The following is a 17,996-nucleotide window of genomic DNA, read 5'->3' as shown; positions in this document are numbered from 1 at the left end:
GTGCAGGAACGCTGAGAGGTCGGGGCCGTCGCTGCGGCGGCCCCGACCTTCAGCGGTGAGAAGGATGTGGATGAGCACGATGACTGAGACCTCACCGGAAGTGCAGGATGCGGCGACTGCCGCGACCGACCCGCGACCGCGCCCGACCTGGTGGGTGAAGCTCATCGCGTTCGCCGCCTGTCTGCTGACCCTGTGGCATGTGGGTGCGTCGTTCCTCTGGATCGCGCCGTACTCGGCACTGCGGGAGATCCCCACACAGGAGGTCCTCGCCGGATACATGCTGCCGATGTTCGGTCAGTCGTGGAGCGTCTTCGCCCCCGAGCCGATCAACGGCGACTATCACTTCAACGTCCGCGCCGTCATAGAGAAGGACGGCCAGGAGATCGAGACCGGGTGGGTGAGCGCCACCGACGTCGAGCTCTCGATGATCCGCTACAACCTGTTCCCGCCTCGCGCCGGCATCCAGTCGAGCGAGGTCGCGAGCGGTCAGATGAACGCGTTCAACAAGCTGAACGACGATCAGAAGGCCGTCGTGGGACTCGACTTCACCGAAGAGGGCTGGGAGGAGTGGATGGTGCGCTCCTTCGACGAACTCGAGGGCGAGAAGCCGTCGACCGAGGCGTACATGGCCGAGGAGCACCTCTCCACCGCCTATGCCACTCAGGTGGCCTATGCGATCTGGGGAGCCGATGCGGTCGTCCAGGTCCAGTATCGCGTGAGCCGTCAGAACGTCGTCCCCTATGCCGACCGCAACGATCCGAGCGCACAGCGCCCCGATCCCACGTTCTCGACGACCGGGTGGCGACTGCCTATAGAAGAGGAAGGGCAGAGTCGCGAGAACTTCGCCGACACCTTCCGTGCCCAGTTCGAGAGGATCCAGCCGTGAGCGCGCCGACCAGGACCGCGCCCAAGGCAGACGCGAAGAAGAAGGATGTCGGGTCACAGACCTCTCGATCGACGGTGACCGCGCCCGCGCCGGCATCCGCACCTCCCGCTCCTGCTCCGTCGGTGTCGCCTGCCACTGCTCCGTCGCCGGGGTCGCAGCCGACCCCGCAGCCGCCCCGCTCGTTCTTGACGCGTCTGCTGAGCTTCGCCTCGTCGATGATCGGCGGCCTGTGGTCGATGGTCCTCTCGGCGATCGACCGGATCTCGGCGTTCGTGGGGGACTGGCTCTTCAACGGCAAGAAGGCCCTCTACGGCCTGGCGGTCACCCGCATCCTCTTCGGCATCACGGCGATCGGCCTGCTCGCATCGAACTTCAGCACTCGTCTCTATACGTTCGGCTCGGGCTCGGCGTGGAACGGCGAGCTCGCCGAACCCGTCAGCGAGTTCCCGAAGATCTGGATCTTCAGCGCGTTCCATGCGGCGACGGGCAACGACGTCCTCTACACCGCTCTGTATCTGCTGCTCGGTGTGCTGGCCGTGCTGTTCGTGCTGGGGTGGCGCTTCCGGATCGTCCTTCCCGTGTTCTTCTGCCTGTGGGTGGGGTTCATCGAAGCCAACGACATGGTGGGCGACCAGGGAGACAACATGTTCCGCATCGCCCTGCTGCTGCTGTTCTTCGCCGACCCCGCAGCCCGCTGGTCGCTCGACGCCAAGCGTCGTGCGAAGAACGGAGAGTGGTTCGCTCCGGCAAGCCAGCCGGCTCTTCTGGGCACCGTCTTCCACAATCTGGCCCTCGTGGCGCTCACCGCCCAGGTCTGCTTCGTCTATGCCTCCGGTGCTCTGTACAAGGCAGGCGGTGCGCCCTGGGAGGAGGGCTACGCGGTCTACAACCCGCTGCAGACCGCTCGATTCGGCACGTGGCCGGTGCTGAGCGACCTCGTCACGACGTGGGGGCCGATGGTGGTCGCCGCGACCTGGGGGTCGATCATCCTGCAGGTGGCGTTCCCGCTCATGCTGCTCACGCGGCCGACGCGTCTCATCGGTCTCGTCGGCATCCTCTCCTTCCACATCGGCATCGGCGTGCTGATGGGGCTGCCCTGGTTCTCGCTCACGATGATCGCGATCGACTCGATCTTCATCCGCGATCGGACCTGGGCGCGTCTGAGCTCCGGAACGAAACGGCGTTGGGAGCAGGCGCAGACGGCTCCGCCCCCGCCCGCAGGGGTGAAGGACTGAAGCTGCGGTCTCGACCGGACTGTCGTCTGACGACAATCCGCCGGGGAGTTGCCCCCGCAGGTAGTTGGAGGAAGCGTACACAGCAGTTCACTCCTGGTTGTGGCAGACCTACCATGGGAGTGCCCCCACTTCCCTCTGAGAGGAACGCTCATGGTCGACGCCGCCGTCCGTCCGAAGACGACTCGCCCCCACGCCGATAACGCCGACGCGAACCTGCGGTTCGATGTCGCCCGGGTCACCGACCTGCTGATGGGCACCTGGGCAGACACCCGCCGTGAGGCGCGCGAGCTGATCAAGGACTCGGCGTTCTGGCGTGACGACGAGCTCGGCAAAGACGAGCACCGCGAGCGCGTGCTCAGCCAGCTGCACCTGCTCGTCGAGAACAAGGCCGTGCACCGTGCGTTCCCGAAGTCGCTGGGCGGCGAAGAGAACAACGGCGGGAACATCGCCGGCTTCGAGGAGCTCGTCGTCGCCGACCCGAGCCTGCAGATCAAGTCGGGCGTGCAGTGGGGCCTGTTCGGTTCCGCGATTCTCCAGCTCGGCACGACGGAGCACCACGAGAAGTGGCTGCCCGGTGTCATGGACCTCTCGATCCCCGGCGCTTTCGCGATGACCGAGATCGGGCACGGTTCCGACGTCGCCGCTGTCGGGACGACCGCGACGTACGACCCGAGCACCGAGGAGTTCGTGATCAACACGCCGTTCCGCGGCGCGACCAAGGAGTACCTCGGCAACGCCGCCCTGCACGGAGTCGCCGCGACGGTGTTCGCGCAGCTGATCACCAACGGTGTCAACCACGGCGTGCACTGCTTCTACGTGCCGCTGCGCGGCGAAGACGGCGTCGACCTGCCGGGCATCGGACGCGAGGACGACGGACTCAAGGGCGGCCTGAACGGCATCGACAACGGCCGTCTGAGCTTCGACCACATCCGCATCCCCCGCACGAACCTGCTCAACAAGTACGGCGACGTCGCTGCCGACGGCACGTACTCGAGCGCGATCGACAGCCCCGGCCGTCGCTTCTTCACGATGCTCGGCACACTGGTGCAGGGCCGCGTCTCGCTCGATGGTGCGGCTTCGTGGGCCTCGGCTCTCGGTCTGAAGATCGCGATCACCTATGCCACGCAGCGCCGTCAGTTCGACGGGGCCGACGGGCAGGAGGTCGTGCTGATGGACTACGGCAAGCACCAGCGCCGCCTGCTGCCTCGCCTGGCCACGACCTATGCGCAGATCTTCGCGCACGACGAGTTCCTGCAGAAGTTCGACGGAGTGTTCTCGGGTCGCACCGACACCCCTGACGACCGCGAAGATCTCGAGACGCTCGCCGCGGCCCTCAAGCCGCTGTCGACCTGGCACGCGCTCGACACGCTGCAGGAGGCGCGTGAGGCCTGCGGCGGCGCCGGCTTCATGTTCGAGAACCGCCTCGTGGGCCTCCGGGCCGACCTCGACATCTATGTCACGTTCGAGGGCGACAACAACGTGTTGCTCCAGCTCGTCGGCAAGCGGCTGCTGACCGACTACGCCCAGCAGTTCACGGGCAAGGATGCCGCGGCTCTCGCCAAGTTCGCCGTCGGGATGACTGCAGGCAAGCTCTTCCACGGCGCAGGCCTGCGTCAGTTCGGCCAGTCGGTCGTCGACCTCGGTCAGGTCTCGCGCTCGGTCGAGAACGGCCTGCGCGAGGAGCAGCAGCATCTGCTGCTCGCCGAGCGCGTGCAGCAGATGGTCGCCGACATCGCCGGTCGTCTGCGCCCCGCGGGCAAAGACAAGGTGCTCGGCGCGAAGCTGTTCAACGAGAACCAGGCCGAGCTGATCGAGGCGGCTCGCGCGCATGCTGAGCTGCTGCAGTGGGAGGCGTTCACGGATGCCGTCCATCGCGTCGAGGACGCCGACACGAAGAAGGTGCTCACCTGGCTGCGTGACCTCTTCGGACTGCAGCTCATCGAGAAGCACCTCGCATGGCACCTCATCAACGGGCGTCTCTCGACGCAGCGCGCCGCCGCGGTCTCTCGCTACATCGACCGCCTGTGCGCCCGGCTCCGCCCGTACGCCCTCGACCTCGTCGACGCCTTCGGATACGAGCCCGAGCACGTCCGCGCGCCGATCGCCTCCGGTGCTGAGCGGACGCGCCAGGACGAGGCCCGCGAGTACTACGCGGCGCTCGCAGCATCCGGCGAGGCACCTGTGCTGGAGAAGACGCTGAAGAAGAACGCGAAGCGCTGACGCAGCGTCGCAGAGCATCTGACTCAGGCCGGGATCGTGTGATCCCTGCCTGTATCGTGTGATCCCGGCCTGTGTCGTGTGGTCTGGGTCTGTGTCGGGTGATCTGGGTCTGTGTCGTGTGCGGTCAGGCGCCACAGAGAGGGCGCGAGTAGTGTCGACCTGGCCCATCCGCACCGAATCGAGGAGTCCGAGATGACCCGTGTCAACGCCTACGCCGCACCCAGCGAAGCCGCGCCGCTCGAGAAGACCGTCATCGAGCGTCGAGAGCTCGGCCCGAACGACATCCTGATCGACATCGCCTTCGCCGGCATCTGCCACTCCGACATCCATACCGTGCGCGGTGACTGGGGGCCGCAGAGCTACCCGCTCGCGCCGGGCCATGAGATCGCCGGCATCGTGGCCGCGGTCGGGGCCGACGTCACGAAGCACTCCGTGGGCGACCGCGTGGGCGTCGGATGCCTCGTGAACTCGTGCGGAGAATGCCGCAACTGCCAGCGCGGCGACGAGCAGTTCTGCTCGAACGGCGCGATCTTCACCTACGGCAGCACCGATCGCGACGGCACCATCACGCAGGGCGGATACTCCGAGCAGGTCGTCGTGACCGAGTCCTTCGCCGTACGCATCCCCGATGCGCTCGCGCTCGACGTCGCAGCACCTCTTCTCTGCGCAGGGATCACCACCTACTCCCCGCTGCGGCACTGGAACGTCGGCCCCGGCACGCGAGTGGCGGTCGTCGGGCTCGGCGGACTCGGACACATGGGCGTGCAGATCGCCCACGCGCTCGGCGCCGAAGTGACCGTGCTGTCGCAGACTCTCAGCAAGAAGGACGACGGCCTGCGCCTCGGAGCAGACCACTACTACGCGACGAGCGATCCCGAGACGTTCCGCTCGCTGCGCGGATCGTTCGACGTCATCCTCAACACGGTCAGTGCCGTGGTCGATCTGCGTTCGTACCTCGGCCTGCTCGACGTGGGTGGGTCGATGGTCTGCGTCGGGGCACCCGCAGAGCCACTCTCGGTCAATGTCTCGTCGTTGATCGGCGGGCGCCGCTCGCTCGCCGGGTCGAACATCGGCGGCATCCAGGAGACTCAGGAGATGCTCGACTTCTGCGCCGAGCACGGCATCGCCTCCGAGATCGAGGTGATCAGCGCGGCGCAGATCAACGAGGCCTACGAGCGCGTGCTCGCGTCTGATGTGCGCTACCGCTTCGTGATCGACGCCGCGACCTTCGCGGACTGAGAGTCGAGAGAGAGGAGCTCCCGGGGTACACCCTGGGAGCTCCTTCTGTTGTTCGGGTTCTCTGTTGTTCGGGCTCGCTTTCGTTGAGATTGACGTCGCTGGGGATTGTCCGGTTTCCCTCCCCGCCTCGTCCGCTTTCTCTCACCTCTCCTCGTCCGTCTCTTCCGGTTCCCTTTCGTTGTTCTCTCTTCCTCTTCCTTCTTCTCCCTTCTTCGTTTTCTTCTTCTGCTGCTTTGCCTCTTCCCCTCGCGTCTTCGTCTCTCGTCGTCGTCTCCTCTCTGCTGACGTCCTTACTCTGTCCTCTGCTCCCGCTTCTCCTTCCGGCGCTCGTCATCACTTCTTCGCGTTGTCTGTTCGTGCCGGATGTGCGACGAGTCTGCGCTGTATCGGGAGATTGGAATATGGCGTTGATCTGGCATAAAAGCGGACTCTTTTGGGGCGTGAATGTCGGTGGTCCCGGGTTGACTAGGGGGTATGAACAGCACTGCGGAGCTCCTGGATCGGGTCATCGCTGACCTGGATGCGGTGCTGTCCGATGATGCGCTGGCGGGGTTGAGCGATGCGGAGCGGGTCGTGGTGTTGCAGGGTGCGGGGGCGGCGTTCCGGCGGGTCGAGGCGGTCATCGTCGAGACGGTTGCGACGGCTGACATGGGCGACTTTCCGCATTCGGCGGGGTGTCGGGGTCTGAATGAGTTGTTGCAGCGGACGCTGTTGGTGGATGTGCGGGGTGCGAGCCGGGTCGACAGGGTGGTCGATCTGGTGCGGCGGCCGTTGAGTCTGGCGGGGGAGAGGATGCCGGCGCGGTGGTCGGAGATGCGGCTGGCGTTGCTGGACGGGGTGGTCGGTGTCGCGGGGTTTCTGGCGGCGACGGGTCCGATCGAGCGGGTGTGGGATCGGCTCACGGTCGAGCAGCGGTTGGCGGCGGATGTCGCATTGGCAGGATGCGCGCGCGGTCACGGGCTCGACATGGGGCCCGATGAGGACCCGGATGTCGACAGGGTCCCGGATGCGGCCGGTCCGTCACCGACGGTGCAGGACTTGAAGAGCCTGGCGGAGGATCTCGCGTCGATGTTCGATCCGGATGGTGAGGAGCCGAAGGACGAGGACGCGCGGCGTCGTCGCGGGATCACGATCGGCAGATTGAAAGACGGCATGCATGCGATCCGCGGGTACCTGACCCCCGAGGCCGCCGCCCAGCTGCAGCTGATCATGGATGCGATGCTCAATCCCAAAGGCGACGGGCCGCCCATGCCGGGGGTGTTCTTCGCCCCGAGCGCCGATGTCGACGCTGACGCGGATTCTCCTGATACCGACTTTTCGGATTCGGATTCGGATTCGGATTCGGGTGCGGGTGCGGGTGCGGGTGCGGGTGCGGGTGCGGGTGCTGGTGCCGACGTGGACGTGGACATGGCGGATGATCCGGATGGGACTGATCCGTTCAACTCCGATCCGCGGTGTGTGCTCGATGACCGCACCGCGGCGCAGAAGCGCCACGACGCCCTGGCCGCAGCTCTCGGGATCGCCGCCCGGCACAAGGACATGCCCACCCTTGGTGGAGCATCACCGGTCGTCGTCGTGACTGTCGACGCGAAAGACCTCGCGAACTACGCGGCGGGTGCCACCGGTGCCGCCTTCGGAGCCGCTGAGGCCGGATCGAGTGGAGTGAGCGGCAATGGTGGGTGGGCGACGATCCCCGGATCCGGCGCTCACGTGCCGGTCTCGGTGGCGGCGCAGGTCGCGTGCTCGGGTGCGATTCAGCGGGTGCTCATGGATGAGGGCCGCATCATCGGGATCACGACCACGGATCGGGTGTTCACGGTGCATCAGCGGCGGGCGATCATCGCCCGCGACAAGGAGTGCCTGATCCCGGGGTGCCATGTGCCGGCGTCGTGGTGTGAGATCCACCACGTCACCGAACACGCACGGGGTGGCCCGACGCATACGGATAACGGTGTGCCGTTGTGCTGGTGGCATCACCGGTCCCTCGGCACGTCGGGGTGGGAGATCCGCATGAACGAGGGTCTTCCCCAGGTGCGGGGACCGGCATGGTGGGACCCCGCACAGCGCTGGCGCACACCACGACTCAGCCTCCCCGACCCCAGAGGCCGTTCGGGCTCCCCGACCCCAGAGGCCGTTCGGGGCGCACCGATGCGAATCTGACCAAGCTGCGACACGTCGCGCGGGTGTGAACAACCGACACGTCGCGCGGGTGTGAACAACCGGCACACTGCCGCGCGTGCCCGCAAGAACAGCAGAGGTTCAGTCCGTCGGATCCGGCTCGCGGTAGAACTCGAGGAAGTTGCTGCGCGTGGCCGCATGCAGCTCATGGATGAGGTCTCCGGCTCGCTCACCATCGCGTGCCTCAGCCGCTGCGGTGATCCCGCGGATGAATTCGAGCGCCTGCTGAGGTGTGACGAGGTTCTCACGTGGCGTGAGGAATCGCACGAGCTGCAACGACAGGGTCTCTGCCTTCGCGCGCAGCACCGAGTTCGTGGCGGCGCGCACGACCACGAGGAAGTAGCTGCGAATCGCCCGGCCCAGGGCTGCGGCATCATCCGCGTTCACCGCGTCTTCGACGTGAGCCAGTTCCCGACGAAGGTCGGCGACATGCTCGTCGGTGAGGTCGGCAGTGGTGGTGCGGGCAAGATGCTCGTGGATCACGCCGATCACGAAAAGGCTCTCGTTGATCGCCGCCACATTGATGGGCGCCACCCGCGTGTGGCGATGCGGCACGAGCTCGACGACGTCCTCCTCGGCGAGCCGATTGAGAGCCTCGCGGATCGGCGTTCTCGATGACCCGAGCCAGGTCATGAGCTCCTCATCGTGAAGCACCTCGCCCGGCTCCAGTGTGCCGTCGAGGATCGCGCCGAGAATCGTGTCGTAGACCTCGTCACGCAACAGTCTCCGCGGCTGGGGTGCGTTCTTCGTCGGCATCAGGCGACCTCGCCCTCGAGTCCGGCAGTGCCCTCGAGTCCGGTAGTGCCCTCGAGTCCGGCAGGAGCAGCAGCAGGAACCTCAGCCGGGTTCGATTCCGCTCCATCGCGTGCCAACACGCTCGCGACTCCCGCAGTGAAGTACGCCCGCGCGGCCTTCGCGGCGGCATCCGCGTCTCCGGATGCCGAGGCGGCAGCGAGAGAATCGAGTGCTGCCGAGGTGTCAGTCGCATCGAGAGCGCCCGGTCGAGCAGTGATCATCCGCGTGACGTGAGGCACGGACTTCTCACGGATGCGCTGGATCAGCGTGTTGCGATAGCGATCGACGAACACACTCATCAGGGCATCCACGATGCGTGCCCGCTCGAGCGCGTTCGAGGTGCGGCTCACCGTCGCGTGCAGTTCGCCGATGCGTGTCTGGTCGGCGTCCGTGAGAAGGGGAACGGCCTCGCGCACCGTCGCGGAGTACACGACCCCGAGCATCTCCATCTCCTCGGCGAACCTCGTCGAATCGAGAGGTGCGATGCGGGTGCCGCGCTGGGGGAGCACCTCGATCAGGCCCATGCCGGCCAGGCGATTCACCGCCTCCCTGATCGGCGTGCGCGAGGCGCCCAGCCAGGTCTCGAGCTGCTTGTCGGAGATCGGCTCTCCTGCTGCCAGGTCGCCCGTGACGATGGCATCCAGAAGCGCGTCGAAGATCTGATCGCGCAGCAGCTTCCGAGGCATCCGCGCCGGCGTCGTGGGCACAGGCATGGCTCAATGCTATCCGGAATCTTGGGCACCTGATATTTCATTGGATCAGACTCAAATATCAGGTGATTTGTGTTTGCCACTTGCATATGTCATCCTCTAATCATCCAATATGTTAGTTGATGAGAGTGATAAGACCATGTCCACGGGCTCCCTCGAGGAACAACTGAGGCCGCAGCTGCTCAGCGGTCTCGCGTATGAGCGACTGCTCGCCGAGATCGTGAGCGGACGTCTGCCTCCGGGGCAGCGGCTGCGGCTCGATCTGCTCGCTCACGCGTGGTCTGTCTCCCGCACCCCGGTGCGCGAGGCGCTGCAGCGACTCGTCGACATGCGATTCGTGCAGGTGTCGCCGAGTGCGGGGACTCGCGTCGCGGAATGGTCGACGGACGACATGATCGAGCGTGCCCATGTCGTCGGTCGTCTGATCGTCGAGAAGACCTGCGCCGGTCCGCCACTGCGGGTGCACCTGCAGGATCCGCTGCTCTCCGACGACGCCTGCGAACTGCTCGGCTACCTCGAGCTCGCCGAACATCTCATCTCCCGCGAGCTCGGCCGCCTCGGCACGCGCATCGTGCGCGATCACATCGATCCCCTCCGGCTGTTCGTCGATCCGCAGACCGCCATCCGACACGGCGTGGACTTCGCAGCGGATCGCGCCTCACGACGCAACCTGCTCTCGGCGGCTCTCGACGCCATCGGGCGACAGGAACCCGTCGCAGCCCGCGAAGCGCTCGACGCCTTCTCGGGGTCATTCATCGACGCGCTCGGATCCGGAACCGCGCAGACCGCCGCCTAGCCGCCACCGGCACCACACCTGCACCACATCTGCACCCGCACCACACCTGCACCTGCATCCGCACCACGCCTGCACCACCGGCACCGATGTCCGTGGCGACGGCTAGCGTGGGCACATGACGTCACTGATCGCCGGCCCCGACCGACGCGAGCGATGCGGCTGGGTCGGCGACGACGCAGAGTACCGCCGGTATCACGACGAAGAGTGGGGCACGCCCCTGCACGGCGACAGGGCGCTGTTCGAGAAGATGGCGCTCGAGGGGTTTCAAGCGGGTCTCTCGTGGATCACCATCCTCCGCAAGCGTCCCCGCTTTCGCGAGGTGTTCGCCGGATTCGCGCCCGATCTGGTCGCCGAGTTCGACGAATCAGATGTGGAGCGGCTCATGGCGGATGCGGGGATCATCCGCAACCGGGCGAAGATCGAGGCCACGATCGGCAACGCCCGGATCGTGCGCTCGATGGCCGAGGGCGAGCTCGACGAGCTGATGTGGTCGTTCGCGCCCGAGTGCGGCATCCGACCCGCGTCTTTTGCAGACGTCCCGGCGGTGACACCGGAGTCGACGGCGATGAGCAAGGAGCTGCGTCGTCGAGGCTTCAGATTCGTCGGCCCGACCACCATGTACGCCCTGATGCAGTCGGCGGGCATGGTCGACGATCACGTGGTGGGATGCTGGCGAGCCTGAGCCGAGAGGTCGGCGAAGCGCGCCTTCGAGATCATCCATGCCCTCGATATACTCGGTGATCGGGGGGATCGTCCAGCGCAGCGCGCAGGGCGAATGCAGAGCGCGGTCTCCCATCCGACCGTGAGGAGCATGGGTGGCCACGCGCATGGCATCGACACCGCCGACGCTGGCGGGGTACAGCTATGTGCGCCCGCTGGGCTCCGGTGGGTTCGCCGACGTCTTCCTGTACGAACAGGACATGCCGCGACGCGTCGCCGCTGTGAAGGTGCTGCTGGCGGATGCGGTGAACCGCGAGGTGCTGCGCACCTTCAACGTCGAGGCTGACATCTCCGCGAGGCTCAGCGCACACCCCTCGATCGTGACGATCTACCAGGCGTCGATCTCTGCCGACGGTCGCCCGTACTTCGCCATGGAGTACTGCCCCGACACCATGAGCGCCCGCTACAAGAAGGCGCCGTTGGCGCTCGCCGATGTGCTCGACACCGGTGTGCGCATCGCCGGTGCGCTCGAGACGGTGCACAGGGCAGGGCTTCTGCATCGCGACATCAAGCCGTCGAACGTGCTCATCAACTCCCTCGGGGCTCCCGTGCTCGCCGACTTCGGCATCGCGGCCGCCGTGATCGACGAGGGCGACGGCGAGACGATCGCGATGTCGGTGCCGTGGAGCTCGCCCGAAGTGCTGCAGGAGCGCGTCTCGGGGTCGGTTCCGAGCGAGATCTGGAGTCTCGGCGCCACCCTGTACACGCTGCTCGCCGGACGAAGCCCGTTCGAAAGGGCAGACCGCGGCTCCAACTCACGCGACCAGCTCACCGATCGGATCATCAAGGCGCGTTACACCGCCGTGCCCGTCGACGGCATCCCTCCGATCATCGACGACATCTTCGCGACCGCGATGCATCGCGATTCGGCCAAGCGGTTCGCGAGCATGGCCGACTTCGCCGAACGGCTCCGCTGGGCGCAGTACGAGCTGGGCCTGCACCCGACGGCGTTCGAGGCGGCATCCGCTGAGTGGGCCGCCGCGGCTCCCGTCAGCTTCTCGGACTCCTCCGCCCGCGGCCCGGTGATCACGACGGTCGCACCGGACTCGCGCCGCGCAGAGCGTGCCGCACGACAGCAGGCGATGCCGCGCGACCGCGACGAACTGCCCGCCGCGCGTGCGAAGACCCGCTCGCCGCTCGTCGCCGGTGTGATCGGCGCGCTGATCGGAGCCGCAGCGCTCGCCGCAGTCGGCATCGTCGCCCTCCACCTCACCGGAGTTCTGTGATGGCGATCGGCGATCGCGCCCGCGCGGAGGCGAACCCCCGATCGCGGGGGCGCCTGATCACGGCGATCTCCGGCATCGCCGCTCTGGCCGTGGTGCTCACGCTCGCCATCACGGCGCAGGGCTACCAGTCGCAGGAGGTGCCCCGTCTCGAGTCGTCGGTCTGGGTCATGCGCGACAGCGGTCAGTACGCACGCGTGAACACCGAGCTCGCCGAGATCGACACGGTGCGCAACGTCGACGACCCGGAAGCGGTCTGGCAGAGCGGCTCCGCGGCGGTGATCTATGCGCAGGGCAACAGACAGCGCTGGGATGTCGACCCTGCAAGCCCCGCCGATCTGCTCTCCGACTCGTCGGAGGAGGGCACGCCGATCGCGTCCGAGCCGACACCGGCCGGCACGCGTGAGATCCTCTCCGCCGGGGCGTACGTGGCCTATCGCACCGACACGGGTCAGGTGTCGGTGACCACGCTCGACGCCGGCGCGGCCACCGCTCTCGTAGACCCGTTCGCGGGCGTCGAGGTCGAGGAGGGCGAGGATCCTCCGACGTACACAGCGGATGCGATCGGGCTCTCGCCCGAGGGACTGCTGGTGCTCTACTCCTCGGACGAGGGTGCGATCCGGCGGTTCGACATCGACGAGCACCGGTTCCTCGGCGATCCCGAGTCCGTCTCCGCAGCTCCGGATGCCGCAGAGGGCCTGTCCGTCACCGTCGTGGGAGACCGCTGGGCCATGCTCCAGACGGGCACCGGCGAGCTGTGGCTGCAGGGGCGCGACGAACCGATCGAGCTCGATGTCGCCGAAGACGCGCGCCTTCAGGAGGGCGCCGACTCCGGTGAAGCGGTGTCGATCGCCGACTCCGACGGCCTCGTGTCGGTCGACCTCGCCTCGGGCGAATCCGAGCGCGTCGCGGAGGCGTCCGGCGTCCCGGCCACGCCGGTGGTCGTCGAGGGCGAGATCTACGCGGCCTGGCTCGACACCGGTGCGGGAACCCTGTGGGCGGATGGCGAGACCGTTCCGCTGCGTGTTCCGGACGAGGCACTGGACTCCTCGACGATCGAACCGGTGTTCCAGGAGAACGGCGATCGCGCGGTGCTGAGCGAGATCGGCACCGGTCTCATCTGGACGGCCCCTGACGGCGTGCTGATCCCGCTCGAGCAGTGGGCGATCGAAGACGACACCGAGCAGCAGGAGGGCACGATCATCGTCGAGGACGTGGCCGAGCAGATGCCGCCCGTCGCCGTCGACGATGCGTTCGGCGTGCGCGCGGGCGAGCAGGTGATCCTGCCGGTGCTGCTCAACGACCACGATCCGAACAAGAAGGACGTGCTGTCGATCGACCCCGAGTCGGTCTCGGGCGGACTCGGCGACCCCTCGTTCGGCGATCTGACTCTCGTCGCCAACGGGCAGTCGCTCGTCGTCGCCGTCAAGGCGGGGTCGGGGCAGGCCAGCTTCACATACGCGGTCACCGACGGCGCCGCCGTGTCATCACCGGCGACCGTGACGCTGAACGTCGTCGATCAGGAGACCAACTCCGCACCCGTGTGGTGCGGAGTCGACGCCTGCCAGCAGGAGTGGCCGACACCGCAGCTCCTTCCCGGCGGCAGCACCGTCGTCTCGGCCTTGTCGGGCTGGGTCGACCCCGAGGGCGACCCGTTCGTGCTCAGCGATGCCTACGAGACCGACTCCTCGTCTCCCGTCATGGTCGTGCCGATGGCAGACGGGCGGGTGGCCATCCGCCACACCGACCCCAATGCCGCCGACGCGGTGATCTCGGTCACCGTTGTCGTCGAGGACGTGCACGGGGCGACCGCCGAGAAGACCCTCGATGTCCAGGTCACCGGCAGCCCCGCCCTGGTCGCCTCGCCTGTGGCGCTGACGGCCCGTGTCGGAGAACTGCAATCGGTGCGCATCTCCGACCACCTGTCGGGCGGATCCGGCTCGTACCGTCTGGTCGACGCCGTGCAGACCGCGGCGACGGCTCAGGGGCTCGAGGTCAACCCGAACGCAGCATCGGGCACCGTCGAGATGACGGTGGCCGAACCCGGTCAGTATGTCGTGACCTACACCGCTCAGGACGTCTCGACCCAGGCCGAGCAGTCGGCCGTCATCCGCATCACAGCGGTCGACGGATCCGCAGGCCTCGCGATGGCGCCGCTCACCGCGTTCGTGCGCGAGGGTGAGGACACGACTGTCGACGTGCTCCGTGCCGTGCAGAACACCAGCGGGCGCGTGCTGATGCTGGCGGATGCCGTGAGCTCCACGCCGCAGCTCGGCGTGCGCGTGGTCGGCAACGAGAGCATCCGCGTGAACGGCACGACGGAGGACGGCGAGCCCGGGGTGATCGGCAAGGCCACCGTGACCGTCGCCGACGGAACCGGAGCCGCGGTGCAGGGCACGGTCACGGTCTTCCTCACTCCGCCGTCGACCGTCACCCGCCCGATCGTGTTCCCCGATGCGATCACCGTCCGCGCGGGTTCGCTCACGCGCATCAACGTCGCGGCGAACGATGTCGCCCCGCGTGGCGAACCCCTGGTCGTGCTCCCCGAGGTGACCGGGTCGGGCGAGTCCGGCGAGCTCGTCTTCGCCGACCGCAACGCGCTGCGCTACCTCGCGCCCACGACGCCGGGCACCTACCGCCTCACCTACTCGGTGTCGCTCGAGCGCAATCCGGCTCTCTCCGACAACGGCGTCGTGACGGTCACGGTCGTTCCTCCGGGGACGAACCGCGCGCCGACGCCGTCGACACTGACGGGTCGGGTCCTCAGCGGTCAGACGGTGTCGCTGCCCGTGCCGGCGACCGGCATGGACAGCGACGGCGATCGAGTGACCCTCGCGGGCATCGACCAGCCTCAGAAGGGCTCCGGCACGGCGACGATCTCCGCCGACGGCGATGCGATCGTCTACCGCGCGCCCGCCGCCGGCGTCGACGGCGGCCAGGTGACCTTCCGCTACACGGTGCGCGACCCTCAGGGCGAGCAGGGCACAGGCGTGGTGCGTGTCGGTGTGCTCGATGCCGACATCGACGATGCGGCTCCCGTGACCTTCAGCGACTACGTGCGCGTCGAGGCGGGCTCGACCACCCCGATCGTCCTCGACCCTCGTCTGAACGACCTCGACCCGGCGCAGAGCGATCTCGAGATCACCGAACTCGTGCCCAACGCGCCTCCGGTCAAGGGCAACCCGCTGTACGACCGCCTGAACGCGCTGATCGACTCCGACACGTCGCTCGAAGACGGCCGCATCGTGCTCCGCGCAGGAGACACCGCCGGTACGAACTCGTACTTCTACACTGTCAGGTCCACGCGCACGTCGAGCACGTCGCAGGGGCTCATCGTGGTCACCGTGACCGACGGCGCCGTCGCCGACCAGCCGAGCGTCGCCGACACCGTGCTCACCGCGCGCGACCGGGAAGACCTCCCGGAGCGCGGCATCGATGTCGTGACCGACCGTGTGAGCTGGCCGTCGGGTGATGTCTCCTCGCTCACGCTGAGCCTGTGGGGCGACCAGCCCGGATTCACTGTGCAGGGCGACCGCATCGTGGGTGCCGCGCCGGAAGACGGTGCGCTGGTGCCGTTCCAGCTCAAGGGCAAGGGGTCGGGAGGCCGAGACGTGGTCGCCTACGGGTTCCTGCGCATTCCCGCCTTCGATGACATGCAGGTGCAGCTGAAGCCCGGCGCGACTCCCGTCGTGGTCGACGAAGACGCGTCGGTCTCGTTCGACGCGGCCGACTACGTCGACCTGATCTCCTCGGATGCCGTCGAGGTGGGGTCCGGGCAGTTCAGTGCGCAGCGCGCGGCCGCGTCGTGCTCCGCGGAGGGGTCGGGCGGCGTGACCTACCAAGCCGGCCGGGAAGCTCCATGGTCGGACACCTGTCTCGTTCAGGTGCGGCTGCAGGGTCAGGAGCGCTGGTCGTTCATCGACGTGCCGATCAGCATCCGTCCTGCGGAGCCCCAGCTGCTGCTGTCATCGATCTCGCACACGATCGCTCCGGGAACCACCGAGACGGTCGACATGTACTCGAACATGGCCGCCTGGGAGGGCGGCCGCGAGGGCGATGCCGGATCGCTCGAGTATCGGATCGTGTATTCGGGGTCGGCCTTCATCGTCACGCGCACCGGCTCTCAGCTGACCATCGAAGCGCGAGCGGATGCCAGGCCGGGCAACACCGAGAACGTCAGCGTCACGGTGCCGCAGTACGGTGAGCCGTCGGCATCCGTCCGCCTGGTCGTCGGCGCCGCTCCGCCCGATGCGCCGCGGGGCGCGACCTTCACGACGCAGTGCATCGTCACGAACCCGAGCTGCACGATCGATGTCGTCGACGTGGCGGGGGAGTACGACCCCTTCGCGGGCAAGCCGGGATCCGGCCTCCGACTGATGTCGCTCGGCGCGGGTTCGCGGTGCGATGTCGCGTCGGTCTCGACCTCGGGAAGCACGTCGATCACTGCGACCTGGCCCGGCGGAGGGCAGGCGCCGGGCGGCCAGTGCATCATCCCGTTCGTCGTGTCGGATGCGCAGGGGCGCACCGGCACCGGAACCCTCACCCTCGACCTGCAGGGCTTCCCGCAGGCGCCCGCCAGCGTCACGACCGTCGGATTCACCCGCTCGACCGTGGTGCTCGACGTGCCGCTCGGCGAGGCAGGGCGCGCGCATCCCGGCGTCACCGGCGTGACGATCCTGCAGGACGGATCGCCGGCGAACGCGTCGTGCGGCCCATCGGGAGGCGTCTACCGCTGCACGGTGAACGGGCTCGTCAACGGGGCGCCGCACGTCTTCACCGCAGCGGCCGTCAACGCGGTCGGAACCTCAGCGGCCACGTCACCGCACACCAGCTGGGCGTATGCCGCCCCAGAGGTGTCGGACGCGACCGCCACGCCCGTCTATCGCCCCGACGGCACCGAACGCGGACGCGGCATCGTCGAGCTCGCCGTCGCCGCGTCGGACGACTCGCTCGCCTTCCGCATCGAGGAGACCGGCCAGGTCATCAACCGCACCGGTGCGACGACGACGGCCGAGATCGCGTTGTCTCCGGGCCCGCAGAACATCACGATCGTCCCGATCAGCCAGTTCCAACCGCCGACGGGCGACGGCGGCAATGAGGGCGGCGCCTTCCGCGCGTCGGTCACGGCCGCGGGAACCGTCTACTTCGACCCCTCGGGCACTCAGGCGAAAGCGACCTCGAACACGTCGATCGACGTCTGGGGAGTTGCGGCGCAGCCCAACGGCAGCGCCCTCGGAGTCGACGTCGTCTATCTCGCGTGGCGCTCCGGCGATGCGAGCTGCAGCGCCGATGGCAACGGGCGGCTGCGGGTTTCGGGCGCGGAGGCGCAGTCGTCGTCCCCCTCGCTCACCGATCTCGCCGAGTACTCGACCTACAACGTGAAGGCCTGCGCCTCGAACGGCTTCGGCGTGGCCGAGTCGAACACCGCACAGGTCTTCACGTTCACCTCCGTCGAAGGCCCGAAGGGCAACACGAGCTACACGGTGGCGACCAGGCCGACGATGGAGGGCAGCCGCTATGTGTACGGCCTGGAATCGGGTCCCCAGATCAGCGCGAGAGACGGCTTCGCTCCGCAGTACTACCTGTACGGATCGTGGCGGGCGGGCTTCGAATTGAGCGCCGATGCGTCACCGCTGCCGGTCAGTGCGCGCTCCTGCCACACGGTATTGCCCCAGTTCTGCTCCGACTCGGTCGAGATCACCGCCAGAACCGCTCCGACGACGGTGGCTGTGCAGTTCCAGCAGTGCGTGCCCGCGAACCCGGATGACGTGTTCGTCGTCTCCCGCGCCGCCCGCGGTTCGTACGACCACACCTTCGTTCCGAGGATCGTCGATGGCGAATCAATGGTCGACGTGAAGATCAGCTGGACTGGCGCCTTCGAACGGCTCGAGTCGATCACGCACCGCGCGCCGCTGTGCACGCAGCCGCCTGACCCCGAACCGACCGACGACCCCGAGGGATGAGCGCTCAGATGACGACTCCCTACGCCCCACC

At 67.6% G+C, this 17,996-nt stretch carries 11 protein-coding genes; 9 read left to right on the top strand and 2 right to left on the bottom strand.

Translation table 11 applies throughout. The features are described from left to right. Positions 1–70: 70 nt before the first annotated feature. The 5 genes from ACLKOY_RS08925 to ACLKOY_RS08905 all read left to right on the top strand — a co-directional run bounded on the left by ACLKOY_RS08925 (position 71) and on the right by ACLKOY_RS08905 (position 7,740). Complete coding sequence (locus ACLKOY_RS08925; RefSeq protein WP_436453306.1) at positions 71–886, top strand: DUF5819 family protein; 816 nt, start codon at positions 71–73, stop codon at positions 884–886. Continuing rightward, positions 883–2,121 (top strand): HTTM domain-containing protein, encoded by a 1,239-nt coding sequence (locus tag ACLKOY_RS08920; protein ID WP_436453305.1) that lies wholly within the window; start codon positions 883–885, stop codon positions 2,119–2,121. The genes ACLKOY_RS08925 and ACLKOY_RS08920 overlap by 4 nt, the downstream gene beginning before the upstream one ends. A 150-nt stretch (positions 2,122–2,271) precedes the next feature. Continuing rightward, positions 2,272–4,341 (top strand): acyl-CoA dehydrogenase family protein, encoded by a 2,070-nt coding sequence (locus tag ACLKOY_RS08915; RefSeq protein WP_363572443.1) that lies wholly within the window; start codon positions 2,272–2,274, stop codon positions 4,339–4,341. 192 nt (positions 4,342–4,533) lie between these two features. Further along, complete coding sequence (locus ACLKOY_RS08910) at positions 4,534–5,580, top strand: NAD(P)-dependent alcohol dehydrogenase (RefSeq protein WP_436453304.1); 1,047 nt, start codon at positions 4,534–4,536, stop codon at positions 5,578–5,580. Between the two features lie 474 nt (positions 5,581–6,054). Next, positions 6,055–7,740 carry an HNH endonuclease signature motif containing protein gene (locus tag ACLKOY_RS08905; RefSeq protein ID WP_436453303.1) on the top strand — a complete coding sequence of 562 codons (1,686 nt, stop codon included), beginning with the start codon at positions 6,055–6,057 and terminating at the stop codon, positions 7,738–7,740. Positions 7,741–7,839: 99 nt separating this feature from the next. Here the strand turns inward: ACLKOY_RS08905 and ACLKOY_RS08900 are convergent, their stop codons facing one another. Then, complete coding sequence (locus ACLKOY_RS08900) at positions 7,840–8,514, bottom strand: GntR family transcriptional regulator (RefSeq protein ID WP_436453302.1); 675 nt, start codon at positions 8,512–8,514, stop codon at positions 7,840–7,842. Continuing rightward, a complete protein-coding gene (locus ACLKOY_RS08895; protein WP_436453301.1) occupies positions 8,514–9,266 on the bottom strand; it encodes a GntR family transcriptional regulator in 753 nt (250 codons plus the stop codon). The genes ACLKOY_RS08900 and ACLKOY_RS08895 overlap by 1 nt, the downstream gene beginning before the upstream one ends. 136 nt (positions 9,267–9,402) lie before the next feature. On the opposite strand from ACLKOY_RS08895, the gene ACLKOY_RS08890 reads away from it, so the two are divergent. The 4 genes from ACLKOY_RS08890 (at position 9,403) to ACLKOY_RS08875 (ending at position 17,965) form a co-directional block, all read left to right on the top strand. Further along, a complete protein-coding gene (locus tag ACLKOY_RS08890; protein WP_436453300.1) occupies positions 9,403–10,059 on the top strand; it encodes a GntR family transcriptional regulator in 657 nt (218 codons plus the stop codon). Between the two features lie 115 nt (positions 10,060–10,174). Further along, positions 10,175–10,741 carry a DNA-3-methyladenine glycosylase I gene (locus ACLKOY_RS08885; protein ID WP_436453299.1) on the top strand — a complete coding sequence of 189 codons (567 nt, stop codon included), beginning with the start codon at positions 10,175–10,177 and terminating at the stop codon, positions 10,739–10,741. 133 nt (positions 10,742–10,874) lie between these two features. After that, a complete protein-coding gene (locus ACLKOY_RS08880) occupies positions 10,875–12,005 on the top strand; it encodes a serine/threonine-protein kinase (protein WP_436453298.1) in 1,131 nt (376 codons plus the stop codon). Beyond that, positions 12,005–17,965 carry an Ig-like domain-containing protein gene (locus tag ACLKOY_RS08875; RefSeq protein WP_436453297.1) on the top strand — a complete coding sequence of 1,987 codons (5,961 nt, stop codon included), beginning with the start codon at positions 12,005–12,007 and terminating at the stop codon, positions 17,963–17,965. The genes ACLKOY_RS08880 and ACLKOY_RS08875 overlap by 1 nt, the downstream gene beginning before the upstream one ends. Positions 17,966–17,996 lie beyond the last annotated feature (31 nt).

The organism is Microbacterium sp. K2 (assembly GCF_051365005.1).
Taxonomy (GTDB): Bacteria; Actinomycetota; Actinomycetes; order Actinomycetales; family Microbacteriaceae; genus Microbacterium; species Microbacterium foliorum_B.
This window is presented reverse-complemented; position numbering and strand designations above follow the sequence as displayed.

Coding starts and splice junctions, on each gene's coding strand:
- ACLKOY_RS08915 (WP_363572443.1), top strand. CDS start 2,272: ATGGTCGACGCCGCCGTCCGTCCGAAGACGACTCGCCCCCACGCCGAT.
- ACLKOY_RS08900 (WP_436453302.1), bottom strand. CDS start 8,514: ATGCCGACGAAGAACGCACCCCAGCCGCGGAGACTGTTGCGTGACGAG.
- ACLKOY_RS08885 (WP_436453299.1), top strand. CDS start 10,175: ATGACGTCACTGATCGCCGGCCCCGACCGACGCGAGCGATGCGGCTGG.
- ACLKOY_RS08875 (WP_436453297.1), top strand. CDS start 12,005: ATGGCGATCGGCGATCGCGCCCGCGCGGAGGCGAACCCCCGATCGCGG.
- ACLKOY_RS08910 (WP_436453304.1), top strand. CDS start 4,534: ATGACCCGTGTCAACGCCTACGCCGCACCCAGCGAAGCCGCGCCGCTC.
- ACLKOY_RS08905 (WP_436453303.1), top strand. CDS start 6,055: ATGAACAGCACTGCGGAGCTCCTGGATCGGGTCATCGCTGACCTGGAT.
- ACLKOY_RS08895 (WP_436453301.1), bottom strand. CDS start 9,266: ATGCCTGTGCCCACGACGCCGGCGCGGATGCCTCGGAAGCTGCTGCGC.
- ACLKOY_RS08925 (WP_436453306.1), top strand. CDS start 71: ATGAGCACGATGACTGAGACCTCACCGGAAGTGCAGGATGCGGCGACT.
- ACLKOY_RS08890 (WP_436453300.1), top strand. CDS start 9,403: ATGTCCACGGGCTCCCTCGAGGAACAACTGAGGCCGCAGCTGCTCAGC.